This window comes from Mycobacterium sp. E2699 (genome assembly GCF_001666745.1).
GTDB lineage: Bacteria > Actinomycetota > Actinomycetes > Mycobacteriales > Mycobacteriaceae > Mycobacterium.
Genome location: NZ_LZJH01000048.1, coordinates 107200 through 123110, shown reverse-complemented (window position 1 = coordinate 123110; position 15911 = coordinate 107200). Strand labels below are relative to the sequence as shown.

Here is a 15911-nt window from a genome sequence, read left to right as displayed (position 1 = left end):
CCTGTGGTTAGGCCTGCACCAGAACGTCGTTGCCGACGACGCGCACCGGATAGGTGCGGATACTCCATTCGGGCTTGACCGCGGTGGTGCCGGTCGCCAGCTCGAAACCCCATTGGTGCCAGGGGCAATAGATGAACTCCAGGTCGCGCACCATGACCGAGTCGCCCGCGGCGGTCTCGTCGACGATCGTGCGGCCGCGGGAGCGTCCCGAACACAGCGGACCGCCTTGGTGCGGACAGTAATTCGCGATGGCATAGAAGCTGCCGTTGACGTTGTAGACGCCGACACCATGCCGTCCGATCGGTACCAGCTTGTGCTTGCCCGGCGGGATTTCGTCCACGGTGGCGACAACGTGCTCGCGGCCCTGGGCGAGGCGGGGCTCGGGCCGTTGGGATTCTTCGGTCAACTCAGAGCACCCGGGTCTGACCCTCGAGGACCGGAACGGTCTCGGGCAGGTGATAGGTCGCGATGCCGTTCTTGTACATCACCGCGTCGCGGGCCGCCTTCGGAAGGTGCTTGACCAACCAGCGCGGGTCGTCGAACGTCCAGTGCGGGTAGTCCGACGAGAACAGCAAGATCTTTTCGCACTCCATCCATTCCAGCGCCCGGGTCAGCTCGGTCTTGTCCTCGGGGTAGTCCAGCGGCTGGGTGGTGAACTTGATGTGGTCCTTGACGTAGTCGGACGGCTTGCGCTTGATGTCCACCCACGACTTGCGCGCCGCGTAGATCGCATCCATGCGCCACATCAGCGGCAAGATCCAGGTGAACGCGTGCTCGACGAACACGATCCGCAGCGTCGGGAACCTGTCGAAGACGCCGTCGAAGATCAGGCTCATCACCTGGTTGGCGGCCAGCAGCGAGTAGGTCACCATGAAGTCGTGGTTGTAGCTGGGGAATCCCACCGGCGGGATCGGCAGCTCCTCGAAATGGCTGCGCGACAGGTGGCAGCTGACGGTGATGTCGTGCTTGGTCGCCGCCGCCCAGATCGGGTCGTACTTCGGGTGGCCCCATGACGGGCGCGGCTCGGCCTTGATCAAGATCTGCGCCATGTAGGGGTGCCCGGCCCAGCGCTCGATCTCGCGCACGGACGCCTCGGGCTCCTCGATGGCGGCGCATATCGAACCGCGCCACCGCTCGTGCCAGTTGTTGTGGCTGTCCAGCCAGTGATTGGCCTGCCAGTCGTTCAACGCTTGCGACATCGCGTGCTGCGCCTCCGGCAGCCGCGCCGGGTAGGCGGCCGGTTCCAGGATCGCGATGTCGGAGCCGGCCTCCATGATCAGCTGGCGGAACGCCAAGTCCGGGTCGCTGCAGGGGAATTCGCCGTTGGGGGGGAACGTGTCCACGCGCATGGCGTAACTGTGCGCGTAGTCCGGGGCGTCGTAGTAGATCTGCTCACCGATGTTGCGGGTGAGGAAGTACTTGCTGCGCCAGGGCTCGGGGATGTACGGGACGAGCTCGCCGCGCTTGGGCGACGGGTGGACATCCGAGTCGACGCACCGGACGGCTATGCGCTCGGCGGCGGGAAGCCGCTCCTGCGAATGGGTCAACGTCATCTGAAACTCCTCGGTCTCACGTCGTACTTCTACTGTGCGCCCACCTCGGCGGGGATGTCTATGCCGTACAGCCCCGCCGCGTTGCGCCAGCACAACTTTTCCCGCTGTTCTGCCGACAGCGCACTGGGCAGCTTTTTGGCGTCGGCGCACTGCCAGTGCGGATAACTGGAACCGAACATGACCATGTCGTCCTTGCCGGTGAAGCCGAACCATTCGCCGGCGAACTCGGCGTCACCGGGTCCGTCGAGGCTGCCCTGGATGAAATAGACGTGACCGGGCAGGTAGTCGCTGGGGATCCGCGGCGCCCAGGGCGTCTGTTCGAGGTGCGGCCGGCCGAACGTGTCCATCCGCCAGATGAACGGTGTCACGAAGTCGGCCGCGCCATCGCCCCAGACGAACTTCAGACCGGAGAAGCGCTCGAACACGCCCTCGGCGATCATGTTCATCAGGTGATAGATGTAGTTCAGCGCCATGAAACTCACGTACTGCTCGTAGGTGCGGGTGTTCCCGGACGGCGTCGGCGCGAAGGCGATGCCCGAGCCGACCTCGATGTGCGCGGCAACGGGAAGGCCGGCGTCGACCGCGGCTTCCCACAGCGGCCAGAACTGCGGTTTGCCGTAGAGCTCTCGCGACTGCAGCGGAACGCCGATCTGAACCACGCGTGGATGCCCGCGCCATTTCTCGATCTCCCGCAGGGCGCCGGCGATGTCGTCGGGATTCACCCGAATGGTGCCGCGGAACCGCTCGCCGAACTCGCCGGACTCCAGCCAGTCGGCCACCATCATCTCGTTGTGGGCCGCGTGCAGCGCGCTGCCCAGGTGCCGGTCCGGCATGATGCCCCGCCCCATCGGGTGCAGGACCGCCACGTCGACACCGCGCTTCGAAAATAGTTCTCGGGCAACGAATTCGGGATCCGAACCGGGGTACTGGCGGTCCGGGCCCTCGGTGTTGGGCGCGTACTCGCCGCCCGGGGCGCCGTACCAGTCCATCTCGTAGTCGGGGAAGCCGCGGCTCTTGAACGGCTCGCGGAGCACCTTCCGCAGCGCCTTGTTGGACGGGAAGAAGATGTGCACGCTCGCGTCGATGAGCGGCGTGCGCGTTCCGTCGGCGTGTTCGATCACGAATGCCATCCTTCGGCGCGGTTAGCCAAAGTGGGCCCAGGCGGGCCATATGATAGATAATCTAACATTCTCTTCAACGGTCGATCAACGGGGTTCCGGTAAGCGTTTCGATTAATCATCGTCCCTGGTCGCGGGCACTTTCGCGGTCGTCGTGCAAGTATGGTTCTTAAAACTGGATAATACCATTCTCCTGGCCGTGGATAAGTGCCATCCGCCTCTATCCTGAGCCGCAACCCGGCAGGCCGGCGACGGGCCTACGGTCACGCCGGCCGCCTCTTCAAGGGGTTTGATGACCGCGGTGAAGTCGGAGCCGCGCCCTGGTCGCGTGCGGTGGCCTCCCACAGCCGGCCGATCGTTTCGGCGATCTGTGCCGGGACGCCGAGCCCGTGTGCCTCGTCGAGGTAGAGCTGCACGTCTTTGACCATCAGCCCGGCCCATGTTTCCCAAGCCGACAGACCCGATCAGCATCGTGGACGCCTAGTCCCCGTCTACTTCGGCGAACGCCTCACTCGCGATGCGAAAGCTGTCGACGGCGGCGGGCACGCCGGCGTAAATCGCGACCTGGAGGAAGATCTCGCGGATCTCGTCGCGCGTGACGCCGTTGGTCAGCGCCGCCTTGACATGCGTGCGTAATTCGTTGGGCCGGTTGAGCACTGAGATCATGGCCAGGTTGAGCATGCTGCGCGTCTTCAGCGTCAGGCCCTCGCGCCCCCAGACCGCGCCCCAGCAGTACTCCGTGACGAGATCCTGCAGAGGCTTGGTGAAGTCGTTCGCGTTGGTCAGCGCTCGGTTGACGTATTCCTCGCCCAGCACCGCGGAGCGGATCTCAAGTCCTCGTTGGTAGGTTTCGCTGGCCAATGGTCTGCTCCTTCGACGGCTTCGGGCGTCCTGCTGATATGACCTTCGTATAGCAGCCACGGCCCGAGGAGAAATCCTGAGTGAGCGGGCAGCGACGTCTGGGTGTGATGTCGGCCGCCCGGACCATCCGGCGATTCACCGACGAGGCGGTCGCCACCATCTGGCGCTCTCGGGCACTCCATAGTCGCTTTTCGAGATTACCGCTTCCGTGTTAGAGAATGTTATTCTCGCGAAGGCGGTGAAGACAGGAGGCGGCCCGGATGCTGTTGGAGTTCGATGCTGATCAGCGGCTGTGGCAGAAGACCGTTCGCGACGCCGTTGCCAAGCAGTGCCCGCCCTCGTTGGTGCGCGGCGTCGCCGAGGACAATGGCGACCCAACGCCCCTCTGGGAAGGATTGTGGAAGTCGTACGTCGACCAGGGCTGGACCGAGCTCAACGACCCGGCCGGCGCCGTGGAACTCGCCATCGTGCTCGAGGAGTTGGGACGCGCGACCGACCCCACCCCGTTCCTGGCGACGATGAGCCAGTTTGCCCCGCTGACCGCCGACCGGTTCGACCCGCACGAGTCCGGGACCGCCGTGTACGGCGGAGTCTGGGCGCACCGGGACGCCGACGGCTGGGTGCTGGACGGCACCGCGCGCCACGTCCTCGACGGCGATCGCGTCGACCGGGTGGCCGTGGTGACCGACGCCGGGGTGTTCGTCGTCGCGGCCAACCAGGTGTCGGCCCGCCGCTCGGCGGTGTTCGACCCCGTCCTACACGTCGCCGACCTTTCTTTCGGTGAGGTCCGGGTGCCCGACAGCGCCCGGCTCGCCGTCGACGCCGAGCGCGCGCACCACGTCGCGCTGACCGGCATGGCGATCACGATGGTCGGCGCCTGCCAGCGCATCCTCGACATGGTCCTCGACCACGTCCGCAACCGGCAGCAGTTCGGTGTACCGATCGGCTCGTTCCAGGCCGTCCAGCACAAGGCCGCCGACATGCACGTCGCGGTGGAGCGCGCCCGGGCGCTGGCCTACTTCGCGGCGCTGACGATCGCCGCCGACGACCCGCGGCGCCGACTCGCCGCCGCCATGGCCAAGGCGTCGGCGGGGGAGTGCCAGTCGCTCGTATTCCGGCACGGCTTGCAGCTTTTCGGGGCGATGGGCTTCACGTGGGAGAACGACCTGCAGTTCGCGCTGAAGCGGGCCAAGGCGGGCGAGCTCATGCTCGGCGGCGCCGCGGAACACCGGGCGCGGATCGCCGAGGAGTACCGTGCAGCTGACTTTTGATCCCGACGTCGAGGCGTTTCGGGCGGAGTTCGCGGCGTTCCTGGACGAAAACCTGCCCGACGCAAGCGAGACGCTGGAGCGCCCGCGCTCGGTCTCCCACATGCCGCAGTGGGCCCGTCGTTGGCAGCGGCTGCTGTTCGACAACGGCTGGCTGCTGCCGAGCCAGCCACCGGAGTTCGGTGGCCGCAACGCCACGGTGCTCCAGCAGTTCGTCTACCTGGACGAGCTCAGTCGCCGCCGGATCTATCACAGCTTCAACCCGCAAGGCGTGAATATCGTTGCGGCATCGCTGTTGTCGTTCGGCAGCGAGGAACAGAAGCGGCGGTGGGCGGTACCTATCCTGCGTGCCGAGATCACCGCGTCGCTGGGGATGAGCGAGCCGAGCGCCGGCTCCGATCTGGCGTCGCTGCGCACCCGCGCCGTGCTTGACGGCGACCACTTCGTCGTGAACGGGCAGAAGGTGTGGACCTCGGGGGCGCACGACGCCGACGTCTTGTTGACCTTCGTGCGGACGAACCCGGATGCGCCGAAGCACAAGGGAATCAGCGCGCTGATCATCCCCACAGACAGCCCGGGGCTGGTGCGCCGGCCGTTCCCGTCGATCTGCGGCGCCGACGACCTGGATTTCAACGAGGTGTTCTTCACCGACGTGCGGGTGCCGGCGGAGAACCTGGTCGGCGAGCTCGACCAGGGCTGGCGGGTCGCCAACGGGTCGCTGGGGCACGAACGCACGATGATGTGGCTGGGCTTCGCCGATCGGCTGGACAACATGATCGACGACTTCCATCCCGGCACCGACGTAGAGCGCGACCAGTACGCCAGCATCATCATGGACAAGCAGGCGCTGCGCCTGCTCGGTTCGGCAGCGCTGGCCCGCGCTGCCCGCGGCGAGGACGATGTGGCGGCGATCTCGGTGCTGAAGCTGTTGGGTTCGGAAGCGGAGCTGCGCGGGATGGACCTCGCGCTGACGTCCGCCGGGGCCGACGGGCTGGTCCATCCGGGTCAGACCGGGCCCTACGCGCACATGAACCTGGACCACTATTTCGGCAGCTGGTTCGAGCGTTATGCCCGAAGCTTTTCCGGCACGATCGCCGGCGGCACCTCGGAGATCCAGCGCAACATCATCGCCCAGCGAGTGCTCGGCCTGCCGCGCGGCTGACTTTTCTCTTCGAATGTGCGACCAGCTTCACACTCGACGCCGAGTGTGCGGCCAGCTTCACGTTCGGCGGTCGGCCGCGGAGGCCATGCCCGGCAACGCAATCCGGGCGACGCCCGGGGTGCCCAGCCGGCCGGCCAGCCATGGCAACGCCGTGGTGAAGACCGCCCCGGCGGTCGGCCAGTCGTGCTTGCCGGCGTGGGCGACCACAGCGCAGTCGACGCCGTTCGCCCGGCCGAGCGCGCAAAGGGAACCGGCGGCCGCCGCCTGGTTGCCAGGGTCGGCGGCGGCACCACGCCCGGCGACGGCCATCGCGGCGCTGTCGACGGTCGTGACATCGCGGTTCGGTGTCGGCGAGCCGCCCGACGAGATCGCGAACCAACCGGACACGCCGGTGTAGCGGCCGTGGCGGGCGATCACCGTCGTCGGGTCGAATGCGGCCCAGGTGTCGGCGTTCCCGCCGAACAGGTTGGCGATGGTTTGCGCCTTGGTTCCGGTGTTGGGGGTCAGGTCGCCTTCGATGTCGACGAACGCGTTGAACAGGTTCGGGTGCATGACGGTCAGATCCACGGCGCAGGTGCCGCCCATCGACCAGCCCACGACGCCCCAGTGCGACGGGTCGGCGCTGACCCCGAAGTTCGAGACCAGATACGGCACAACGTCTTTCGTCAGATGGTCGGCCGCGTTACCCCGGCTCCCGTTGACGCATTCGGTGTCGTTGTCGAAAGCGCCGCCCGCGTCAACGAACACCAGCACCGGCGCATTGCCGCCGTGCGCGGCCGCGAAGGCGTCGGCGCTCTCCACCGCGTTGCCGGCGCGTACCCAGTCGGCCGGCGAGCTGAGCATGCCGCCGATCATCATCACCGTCGGCAGTGCCGGTGGCGGGTAGCTGGCGAACCACGCCGGCGGCAGGTACACCAGTTCCTCGCGGTGCTTGAAATGCGATGCGTCGGACGGGATCTGCACCGGCACCAGGCTGCCGTGGGTCGGCTTGATGCCTTTGGCCGCCATCGTGGCAACGGTGGCCCCGTCGCTCTGGTCGGGCAGCGGGCGGGAGGTGAGCTGGTTCCACGCGCTCTGCACCGTCTGGAAGTACCCGACCCACTGGTTGAGCACCAGCAGCGAGCAGAGCAGGCACAGCGGCACGGCCAGGACCGCGGCCCCCCGCCGCCACCAGCGCGCGCCGCGCCAGCCCAGGATTGCGACGGCCGCGGCCATGCCGGCCAGCGCGATCCACACGTACAGCGCGTGGGGCGCCGGCCCGGTGTCCAGTCCGGCGGCGGCCACGGACCAGTACGTTCCGAACGCCGCGAGGCCGCCCACGGCCGCTGCCAGGGGCAGCCATAGCAGGCGCCAACGGCGGGAGCGCCACCCGACGGCCAGGCCGAGCGCGATCGCGGTGACGACCTCGACCGCCATCGGCACCCAGCCGTGCAGCAGCGAAATGTGGTTGCTCAGGGCCAGCTGCATCGTGATTCCTCCTCCCGGCCGTTAGCGCGCCATGTGGGAGAAGGGTCGAACGCGGGGCTCTACGAAGCCTCTACGAATTCTTGGAGGAACTCGCGAGCAGACGCAAAAGCCCCCAACACGCCGAGGATGTGGGGGCTTTTGCGTCTGCTCGCGAGAGAAACGCGGCTAATCGATGACGGCGGCTTCCTTGCGCTCGGTGATCGGCCTGGCCAGTTCCTGCTCGTCGCAGACGCGCTGCAGTTTGTCCAGCGTATCCGCGAGGCCCGCGCCGATCCTGTTGCCGGGCGTGAAGGTGGCCGGCAGCTTGCGCATGCCCTGGATGACGCCGATGGTCTCGTAGTGGACGGTGCCCTCGGGGTCGCATCGGTAGTCGGGCATCCGGTCGAGAACCGCCGTGAGCATGGACTTGAACACGGTGCGCGCCACGTTTGATCCGGCGCATCGGTGCAGGCCGAGCCCAAAGCTGAAGTGCCGGTTGCCTTTGCGGTCGAGGATGATGTCGTCGGGATCGTGAAACACCGCGGGGTCGCGGTTGGCCATCGCCCACGAAATCCAGAGCCGCTCACCCTCTTTGAACTTGATGCCGTCGAGCTCGACGTCATCGGAGAAGGTCCTGCCATCACCCGGCGCCGGGGTGAAATAGCGCAGAAACTCCTCGGTCGCGGGGTCCAGCAGCGTTTCGCGTTGCTTGCTGAGCAGTTCGCGCTTGTCGGGGTGCTCCGAAAGCCATTCCAGCGAATGGGCGGTCAGCGCCGTGGTGGTGTCGAAACCGCCGCCGATGATCAGTCCGAGGTTTCCGATGATCTCCAGATCGGGCGCCGGCTCACCGTCGATCCGCATCTCGAGCAGGGCATTGACCAGGCCGGGCCGCGGATTGTTGCGGATCTCGATCATGTTGTTGATCAGGTCGATCCCCATCTGCCGGTGCATCTCGGTGACCCGTTGGATGTCCGGGGAGTGCTCCGGGGTATACACCGCGGCATGCGTTGGCTCGCTGTACATCTGCCAGTTTTTCAGCGGGATGCCCATCATCGCGAGCGTCAGCACGGCCGGCACGATGTTCGCCAGGTCGTCGACGAAGTCGATGCGGCCTTCCTCGATCTTCTCGTCGAGGCAGGCGCGCGTCACGTCGTCGATGAACGGCTCCCAGCGCTTGACCGCGGCCGGCGACAGATAGGGATTGAGCACCGAGCGGTAGGTCTTGTGTTCGGGGTTGTCCATCTCGAGGATGCCGCCCCGGATGCCGTTGATGCGACTGGCCGTCGGGATCGAAATGCCCTTGTAGCCGCGGCGTTCGTTGTTGACGTCGTGATCGTTGGAGACCGCCGGGCAGCGGGCGAGCTCGAAGACCTCGTGGCTGCCGGCCGCCACCCAGTGCCCGCCGTAGGTGTCGCTCCAGGCCATCGGGCACCGGGCATGCATCTCCTCGGTGATGTCCTTGAACTTCGATCGGTACTCCGCGGAGTGCCGATCGAAGTGATACCGGTTCCGCTTACGGTCGCTGTCGCTGTCGCTGACTTGGTCATCAACGCTGTCGTCGACACTCAAGGCGCTGTCTCCCTTTACGTTTCATCCGTGATGATGATGGCCTGCTCCGGGCAGGAGTGGGCGGCTTCGCGGACCTGGTCCTCCTTGTCGGCCGGCACCACCTCGTCGATCGCCGACGAACTGCCGTCGATGTCGCTGAGCTGAAAGGACTCCGGAGCGATCATCGAGCAGAGGGTGTGGCCCTGGCAGCGTTCCGGATCAACCCAGACCTTCACGGTGTCTCCTTCGAAATCGTCGGTGGCTCAAGTTGTCGCATTCTCAATTGTCGTGGTCGTACCACTTGAGGTAGCCGCCGGCGTCGACGCGCAACTGCACGCCCGTCACGTACCTGGCCTCCTCGGAGGCCAACCACAAGACGGCATTGCTGATGTCCTCGGGTTCGACATAGGGAATTCTCATCGCCTGTTGCACGCCGAAAACCGGCTCGGCGTCGGCGCGGGTCGGGTGTTCGAGGTCCGGCCGGAACGAGCGGTACATCGGCTCGCTTTGCAGCATCGGGGTGTTCGTGTTGGTCGGGTGAATGACGTTGGCGCGGATACCCATCGGGGCGAGCTCGGTCGCCAGGTCGTGGACGTAGTGCGACAGCGCCCGCTTGGAGTGGATGTAGGCCATGCCGCCCGGGTCGTTGCCGGGGTTGTCCTTCTTGGCGGTGTCCATCAGCGCGGCGGTGGATCCGGTGGCGATGATCGAGGCGCCCGCACCCAGGTGCGGCAGCGCGACCTGGATGGCGTTGATGGTGCCGATGAGATTGGTGTTGATGACGTCGCACCACGCCTGCAGGGGAGGTCGCCCCCTCATGCCGGCGACGCCGGCCTGCGCGACGACGATGTCGAGCCCGCCCAACTCGCGGACGCCGTCGTCCAGCGCGGCGCGCAGTTGCGCCGCATCGCGCACGTCGGCCTGGGCGATGACCGCCGACCGGCCGGTCTTCTCGACGAGCCGGGCGGTCTCGTCCAGGTCTTCCGGTGCCGCCATCGGGTAGCCGATGGTGTCGATGTCACGGCACACGTCGACGGCGATGATGTCGGCGCCCTCCTCGGCCAGCCGCACGGCGTGGCTGCGGCCCTGGCCGCGGGCCGCGCCGGTGACGAAGGCGACCTTGCCCTCAACGCGCCCTGGTGCGCCGTCTGCCACTGTCTCTCCTCTAATCGATGCTCAGGTGTTTCGGCCGCCGTTGACGCCCAAGATCTGACCGGTGATGTAGCCGGCCTCCTCGGAAATCAGAAAGGCGCATGCCGCCGCGATGTCTTCCGGCTTGCCCATCCGGCGCACCGGGGTTCGGGCGATCGTCTCCTCGACGTTGCCGAGGAACCCGTTTTGTTCGGCGGCGCGCAACATAGGGGTATCGATGAATCCCGGCGGCACGGCGTTGACGGTGATGCCGCTGGGCCCGTATTCGAGCGCCAGCGATTTCGTCAGGCCGTTGACCGCGGACTTGGCCGCCACGTAGTGGCTCATGTAGGGGGCGCCGGAGTGCGTGCTCGACGAGGAGATGTTGACGATCCGGCCCCACCCGGCCTCGACCATGTCGGGCAGCACCGCCTGAATCGTGTGGAAGACGCCGTTGAGGTTGACGTCGATCACGCGCTGCCAGTCCGCGAAGGTGATGTTGCCGAAGCGCTTGAAGCCGTCCAGGCCGGCGGCGTTCACCAAAACCGTCACCGGCCCGAGCCGGGCGCGGATCGCCGCCAGCGCGGCATCGACCTGGGATCGGTCGGTGACGTCGGCGGTGAAGGCGAAATCGGCTTCGGACGGCCGGAGGTCGATCGTCGCGACGTCGAGGCCATCGGCGCGCAGGCGCTGCGCGACCGCTTGACCGATGCCGGATCCGCCACCGGTGACAACGGCGGTCTTCACGCGGCCGACACCACGCGGGCTTCGACTCCAAATGTGGCCGTCTCAGTCACAAAGAATCTCCCTTGCAATTATGAGAACCTTACTCTCGCCGCGGAGCGGCATGCAACACGGGTCTAAAACCGTCTTCGGCCTGCGCCGAGAGGTCGTCTGCCGCAACGCCTCCGCGGCAACGCCGCTGGTCGGTGGCCCTGTCCCATTCCTGAGAGTTTCTTGAATTATCGAGACTCGAATGTAAGATTCGCCGGAGACGAGAATCAAATTATCGTGACCGTCACCACAGCAGGGAAGTAGGGGATGCCAGTGCAGGACACGGCAGACGCCGCCTTGGGGACCACCTCAGTGACCATCGCGGCTGCCGCGCCCCAGCCACCGGCCGACCGCCGGCTGCTCATCGACGGCCGGCTCGTCACCGCCGAGGCGACTTTCCCCTCGATCAATCCGGCCACCGGCGCCGTCATCGGGCACGCTCCCGACGCCGACGCCATCCAGGCCGAAGCGGCGATTGCGGCGGCAAGGCGTGCGTTCGACACGACGAGCTGGCCGACCGACGTCGAGGCGCGGGCCCGCTGCCTCGACCAGTTGCACCGGGCGCTCGTCGACCATGCCGAGGAGCTTCGTGAATTGACCATCGCGGAAGTCGGCGCCACCCGCGCGCTGACCCACGGCGCTCAACTCGACGACCCGATCAAGATCGTGCGTTTCTACGCCGACCTGTTGCGCACCTATCAGTTCTCGGAAGACCTCGGCGAGGTCGAGTCGCGGGGCATGCGGCACCACCGCTGGGTGGATAAGGAAGCCGCCGGGGTGGTGGGTGCCATCATCGCCTACAACTATCCGAATCAACTCGCGCTGGCCAAGCTGGCCCCTGCCCTGGCCGCGGGCTGCACCGTGGTGCTCAAGGGCGCCCCGGACACCCCGCTGATCACGCTGGCTCTCGGTGAGTTGATCGCCAACCACACCGACATCCCGCCGGGCGTGGTCAACGTGCTCACGTCGTCGGACGCCGCCGCCGGGGTCGCGCTGACCACGAGCCCCGACGTCGACGTGGTCAGCTTCACCGGGTCGACCGCCGTCGGCCGAAAGATCATGGCGGCCGCGAGCGAGACCGTGAAACGCGTCTTCCTCGAGTTGGGCGGCAAGTCGGCCGTGATCATGCTCGACGACGCCGACTTCGCCGGCGCCGCCATGTTCGCCGCCTTCAGCATGGCGACCCACGCCGGCCAGGGCTGCGCGCTCACGTCCCGGCTGCTGGTGCCCAAGTCGCACCACGACGAGATCGTCGCGCTGATCGCGCAGAACTTCGCCAAGGTGCGCCACGGGGATCCGGCCGATCCGAAGACGTTCATGGGGCCGCTGATCAACGAGCGCCAGCGCGACAAAGTCGACGCCATGGTCCAGCGCGCGATCGCCGCCGGTGCGACCCTGGTCACCGGCGGCAAGCGGTTGGATCCGGGCTACTTCTATGCGCCCACACTGCTGACCGACGTCGACCCCGACAGTGAGATCGCCCAGGACGAGGTCTTCGGGCCGGTGCTCGTCGTCATCGGCTTCGACGATGACGACGACGCAGTGCGCATCGCCAACAACTCGATCTACGGGCTGGCCGGCGCGGTGTTCAGCCGCGACCAGGACCGGGCGCTGGCGGTCGCGCGGCGGATCCGGGCCGGATCGTTTTCGGTCAACGGCGGCAACTACTTCGGGGCCGACAGCCCGTTCGGCGGGTTCAAGCAGTCCGGCATCGGCCGCGAGATGGGCGTGGCCGGCATGGAGGAATTCCTGGAAAGCAAGACTTTCGCCGTCCCGGTCGTGGGGACTCCGGCGTGAGGCCGCTCGAGGGCATCCGCGTCCTGGAGGTCGCGATGTACGGCTTCGTCCCGTCGGCGGGAGCGGTGCTCGCCGAATGGGGAGCCGACGTCATCAAGGTCGAGCACGCCGTCACCGGGGACCCGCAACGGGGACTGCGGCAGACCGGCATGCTGCGGGTCGAGGGCGACCCGAACCCCAACATCGAACACGCCAACCGCGGCAAGCGCAGCATCGGGCTGGACATGTCGGTCCCCGAGGGCAAGGACGTGCTCTACGAGCTGGCGCGCCGAGCCGACGTTTTCCTGACGAGCTTCCTTCCCGCTCACCGGAAGAAGTTCGGCATCGACGTCGACGACATTCGCGCGGTCAACCCGAACATCGTCTACGCCCGCGGCAGCGCGCTCGGCCCGCGGGGCGCCGAGTCGGAAAAGGGCGGCTACGACATGACCGCGTTCTGGTGCCGCGCCGGCACCGCCGCCACCATCACCCCGGCGGGCATGCCCGGCATGATCGCGCCGCCCGGACCGGCCTACGGCGACACCATCTCCGGCACCAACCTCGCCGGCGGCATCGCAGCGGCGTTGCTCAAGCGCGAACGCACCGGCGAACCGTCGGTCGTCGACGTGTCGCTGCTGGGCAGCGGCCTGTGGTCCATGGGACACACGGTCGCGCTGACAAAGCATCTGGGCCAGCGGATGGAAGCGCCGCCACCCGGTGTGCACGGCGCGCCGAACAATCCGTTGGTGGGCCTCTACACCACATCCGACGGCCGGTACATCTCCTTCGTGATGATGCAGCCCACCAAGTTCTGGGCGGACGTGTGCCAACACGTCGACCTGCCGGACCTGGCCGAAGATCCGCGCTTCGCTACCGTCGAGTCGATCGCGGCCAACACCGCTGATGCGGTCGAGATCTTGACCAAGGTGATCGCGACCCGCACCCTTGCCGAGTGGAGCGAGCGGTTCGCCACGCTGGCCGGGCCGTGGGCGCCCGTGCAGGACACCCTGCAGGCGGTCGACGACGCACAGATCCGCGCCAACGAGTACCTGGTGCACGCCGGTGAACTCGACCTGGTCGCCAACCCGGTCCAGTTCGATGTCACGGCGCCGCGCACCGGCCCCGCGCCCGGATTCGCCGAGCAGACCGACGAGATCCTGATGGAAATCGGGCTCGATTGGGACCGCATCATCGAACTCAAGACGGCCGGCGCCGTCACCTGAGTGCTAACGGGACCGGAACTGTGTCAAATGTCAAAGCCGAATGGCGCTTTTCACTCGAAGGGAGCTCCGATAACGGTTTTAGATTTTTCATTCCAACGGGACGCGGCATGAGTCATAATCGCCGGACGCTTCAAGACACCGGGCCCCTCGTTTTGGAGCGCCAACTCACGCGACAGAACGGAGGTCTGGCGTGAGGATGGTAGCGGTTGCCACGCCGACGGTCGACGCCGGAACATGGCTGCCTGCTAGACATTTCACCATCGGCGGCGCGCATTCATGGTCGCCTGCTCACTCGAACGTACAGCAGCCGGCGAACCGGAACAAGACTACCCGTCTCGAAAAGTGCGAAGGGCTTTGGTCTCATGGCGGTTAAGCGGGCGGGCCCGGAGCGCTGGACCGGCGGCATCTCGCTCGGCCGGGGTTCCAAGCCGATGGAAGCGGTCGGCGGCCTGTTCGCGATGTCGGCCGACGCGATCAAGTTCGCGTTCCGCCGGCCCTGGCAGTGGCGCGAGTTCCTGGAGCAGTCGTGGTTCATCGCGCGCGTCGCGCTGGCGCCCACGCTGCTGGTCGCCATCCCGTTCACCGTCCTGGTCAGCTTCACGCTCAACATCCTGTTGCGCGAACTGGGCGCGGCGGATTTGTCCGGCGCCGGTGCGGCTTTCGGCGCGGTGACCCAGGTCGGTCCGCTGGTGACCGTGTTGATCGTGGCGGGTGCCGGCTCCACGGCGATGTGCGCGGACCTGGGTTCGCGGACGATCCGCGAGGAGATCGACGCCATGGAGGTGCTGGGCATCAATCCGGTGCAGCGCCTGGTGACCCCGCGCATGCTGGCCTCGGGCCTGGTGGCCCTGCTGCTGAACAGCCTCGTGGTCATCATCGGCATCGTGGGCGGCTACGTCTTTTCGGTGTTCGTCCAAGACGTCAATCCCGGGGCGTTCGCCGCGGGCATCACCCTGCTGACCGGCGTGCCCGAGGTGATCATTTCGTGCGTCAAGGCAGCGCTTTTCGGCCTGATCGCCGGGTTGGTCGCCTGCTACCGGGGGCTCACGGTCTCCGGCGGTGCCAAGGCCGTCGGCAACGCGGTCAACGAGACGGTCGTGTATGCGTTCATGTCGCTGTTCGTCGTGAATGTGGTTGTCACCGCCATCGGCATCCGAATGTCGACCAAGGGCCACTGAGGAGGTATAGGGACAAACCGTGATCACGCTACGCGCCACCTACCCGCGCCTGACGCGACAACTCGACAAGCCGGTCGCCACCCTGAGCCGAATCGGCGACCACACCCTGTTTTACGGGCAGGCCCTTGCCGGAGTCCCGTTCGCGGTCCGCCACTACCGGCGGGAGGTGATCCGGCTGATCGCCGAGATCAGCATGGGCGCGGGAACTTTGGCCATGATCGGTGGCACGCTGGTGATCGTCGGCTTCTTGACGCTGGCCGCGGGCGGCACCCTGGCGGTCCAGGGCTACAGCTCGCTGGGCAACATCGGCATCGAGGCGCTGACCGGGTTCTTGGCTGCCTTCATCAACGTTCGAATCGCGGCGCCCATCGTCGCGGGCATCGGCCTGGCCGCCACGTTCGGCGCCGGCGTGACCGCGCAGCTCGGTGCCATGCGGATCAATGAAGAGATCGACGCGCTGGAATCCATGGCCATCCGGCCGATTTCGTACCTGGTCAGCACCAGGATCGCTGCCGGGATGATCGCGATCACGCCGCTGTATTCCATCGCCGTCATCCTGTCGTTCCTCGCCAGCCAATTCACGACCGTGGTGCTGTTCGGCCAATCGAGCGGCCTGTATCAGCACTACTTCTCGACGTTCCTCAACCCGATCGACCTGTTGTGGTCCTTCCTGCAGGCCGTTCTGATGGCGATCACGATCTTGTTGATCCACACGTATTTCGGCTACTTTGCTTCGGGCGGACCCGCCGGCGTCGGCGTCGCGACCGGTAACGCGGTGCGAACCTCGTTGATCGTGGTCGTGTCGGTGACGCTGCTCGTGTCGCTGTCCATCTACGGCACCAACGGCAACTTCAACCTGTCGGGCTAGGGAGG

General features: G+C 66.7%; 15 protein-coding genes and 1 pseudogene. 6 read left to right on the top strand and 10 right to left on the bottom strand.

Translation table 11 applies throughout. From position 1 onward, the window contains the following. Positions 1-7: 7 nt before the first annotated feature. The 5 genes and pseudogenes from A5696_RS06420 to A5696_RS06405 all read right to left on the bottom strand — a co-directional run bounded on the left by A5696_RS06420 (position 8) and on the right by A5696_RS06405 (position 3532). The gene (locus tag A5696_RS06420; RefSeq protein WP_067875099.1) at positions 8-406 is read right to left on the bottom strand and encodes a Rieske 2Fe-2S domain-containing protein; all 399 of its coding nucleotides are present in this window, start codon (positions 404-406) and stop codon (positions 8-10) included. 1 nt (position 407) lies between these two features. Beyond that, entirely contained in the window at positions 408-1553 is a 1146-nt protein-coding gene (locus tag A5696_RS06415) for an amidohydrolase family protein (protein ID WP_067875095.1), read from the bottom strand. A gap of 29 nt (positions 1554-1582) precedes the next feature. After that, on the bottom strand, positions 1583-2674 hold the full coding sequence (locus A5696_RS06410; protein WP_067875293.1) for an amidohydrolase family protein: 1092 nt from the start codon (positions 2672-2674) through the stop codon (positions 1583-1585). A 246-nt stretch (positions 2675-2920) separates the two neighbouring features. Then, positions 2921-3105: pseudogene (locus tag A5696_RS26935) on the bottom strand (NAD-binding protein); the annotation flags it as partial. Between the two features lie 46 nt (positions 3106-3151). Further along, positions 3152-3532: a carboxymuconolactone decarboxylase family protein gene (locus A5696_RS06405; RefSeq protein ID WP_067875091.1), complete on the bottom strand. Its 381-nt coding sequence runs from the start codon at positions 3530-3532 to the stop codon at positions 3152-3154. Between the two features lie 260 nt (positions 3533-3792). Between A5696_RS06405 and A5696_RS06400 the strand changes: the two genes are divergently transcribed. Continuing rightward, positions 3793-4803: an acyl-CoA dehydrogenase family protein gene (locus tag A5696_RS06400; protein ID WP_067875088.1), complete on the top strand. Its 1011-nt coding sequence runs from the start codon at positions 3793-3795 to the stop codon at positions 4801-4803. Beyond that, a complete protein-coding gene (locus tag A5696_RS06395) occupies positions 4787-5962 on the top strand; it encodes an acyl-CoA dehydrogenase family protein (RefSeq protein WP_067875085.1) in 1176 nt (391 codons plus the stop codon). Before A5696_RS06400 ends, A5696_RS06395 begins: the two co-directional genes overlap by 17 nt. Positions 5963-6019: 57 nt before the next feature. Here the strand turns inward: A5696_RS06395 and A5696_RS06390 are convergent, their stop codons facing one another. The 5 genes from A5696_RS06390 to A5696_RS06370 form a co-directional block, all read right to left on the bottom strand. Further along, positions 6020-7429: an alpha/beta hydrolase family protein gene (locus A5696_RS06390; RefSeq protein ID WP_067875082.1), complete on the bottom strand. Its 1410-nt coding sequence runs from the start codon at positions 7427-7429 to the stop codon at positions 6020-6022. A 165-nt stretch (positions 7430-7594) separates the two neighbouring features. Beyond that, positions 7595-8977, bottom strand: a complete 1383-nt coding sequence (locus A5696_RS06385; protein ID WP_067875079.1) for a cytochrome P450 — start codon at positions 8975-8977, stop codon at positions 7595-7597. Between the two features lie 14 nt (positions 8978-8991). Then, entirely contained in the window at positions 8992-9192 is a 201-nt protein-coding gene (locus tag A5696_RS06380) for a ferredoxin (protein ID WP_067875076.1), read from the bottom strand. 43 nt (positions 9193-9235) lie between these two features. Further along, positions 9236-10111, bottom strand: coding sequence for a mycofactocin-coupled SDR family oxidoreductase (locus A5696_RS06375; protein WP_067875074.1), 876 nt, complete (start codon positions 10109-10111; stop codon positions 9236-9238). A 21-nt stretch (positions 10112-10132) separates the two neighbouring features. After that, positions 10133-10834 (bottom strand): SDR family NAD(P)-dependent oxidoreductase, encoded by a 702-nt coding sequence (locus tag A5696_RS06370; RefSeq protein ID WP_067875071.1) that lies wholly within the window; start codon positions 10832-10834, stop codon positions 10133-10135. 294 nt (positions 10835-11128) lie between these two features. On the opposite strand from A5696_RS06370, the gene A5696_RS06365 reads away from it, so the two are divergent. From A5696_RS06365 to A5696_RS06350, 4 genes are all read left to right on the top strand, one after another. Beyond that, entirely contained in the window at positions 11129-12658 is a 1530-nt protein-coding gene (locus A5696_RS06365) for an aldehyde dehydrogenase family protein (RefSeq protein ID WP_067875068.1), read from the top strand. Further along, on the top strand, positions 12655-13860 hold the full coding sequence (locus A5696_RS06360) for a CaiB/BaiF CoA-transferase family protein (protein ID WP_067875065.1): 1206 nt from the start codon (positions 12655-12657) through the stop codon (positions 13858-13860). Before A5696_RS06365 ends, A5696_RS06360 begins: the two co-directional genes overlap by 4 nt. Before the next feature lie 362 nt (positions 13861-14222). Further along, positions 14223-15038 carry an ABC transporter permease gene (locus tag A5696_RS06355; protein WP_067875062.1) on the top strand — a complete coding sequence of 272 codons (816 nt, stop codon included), beginning with the start codon at positions 14223-14225 and terminating at the stop codon, positions 15036-15038. 22 nt (positions 15039-15060) lie between these two features. After that, on the top strand, positions 15061-15906 hold the full coding sequence (locus tag A5696_RS06350) for an ABC transporter permease (RefSeq protein ID WP_067875291.1): 846 nt from the start codon (positions 15061-15063) through the stop codon (positions 15904-15906). Positions 15907-15911 lie beyond the last annotated feature (5 nt).

Excerpts from the sequence above, each read along its gene's own strand:
- A5696_RS06415 (WP_067875095.1), bottom strand. The coding sequence starts at position 1,553 with ATGACGTTGACCCATTCGCAGGAGCGGCTTCCCGCCGCCGAGCGCATA.
- A5696_RS06400 (WP_067875088.1), top strand. The coding sequence starts at position 3,793 with ATGCTGTTGGAGTTCGATGCTGATCAGCGGCTGTGGCAGAAGACCGTT.
- A5696_RS06390 (WP_067875082.1), bottom strand. The coding sequence starts at position 7,429 with ATGCAGCTGGCCCTGAGCAACCACATTTCGCTGCTGCACGGCTGGGTG.
- A5696_RS06365 (WP_067875068.1), top strand. The coding sequence starts at position 11,129 with ATGCCAGTGCAGGACACGGCAGACGCCGCCTTGGGGACCACCTCAGTG.
- A5696_RS06355 (WP_067875062.1), top strand. The coding sequence starts at position 14,223 with ATGGCGGTTAAGCGGGCGGGCCCGGAGCGCTGGACCGGCGGCATCTCG.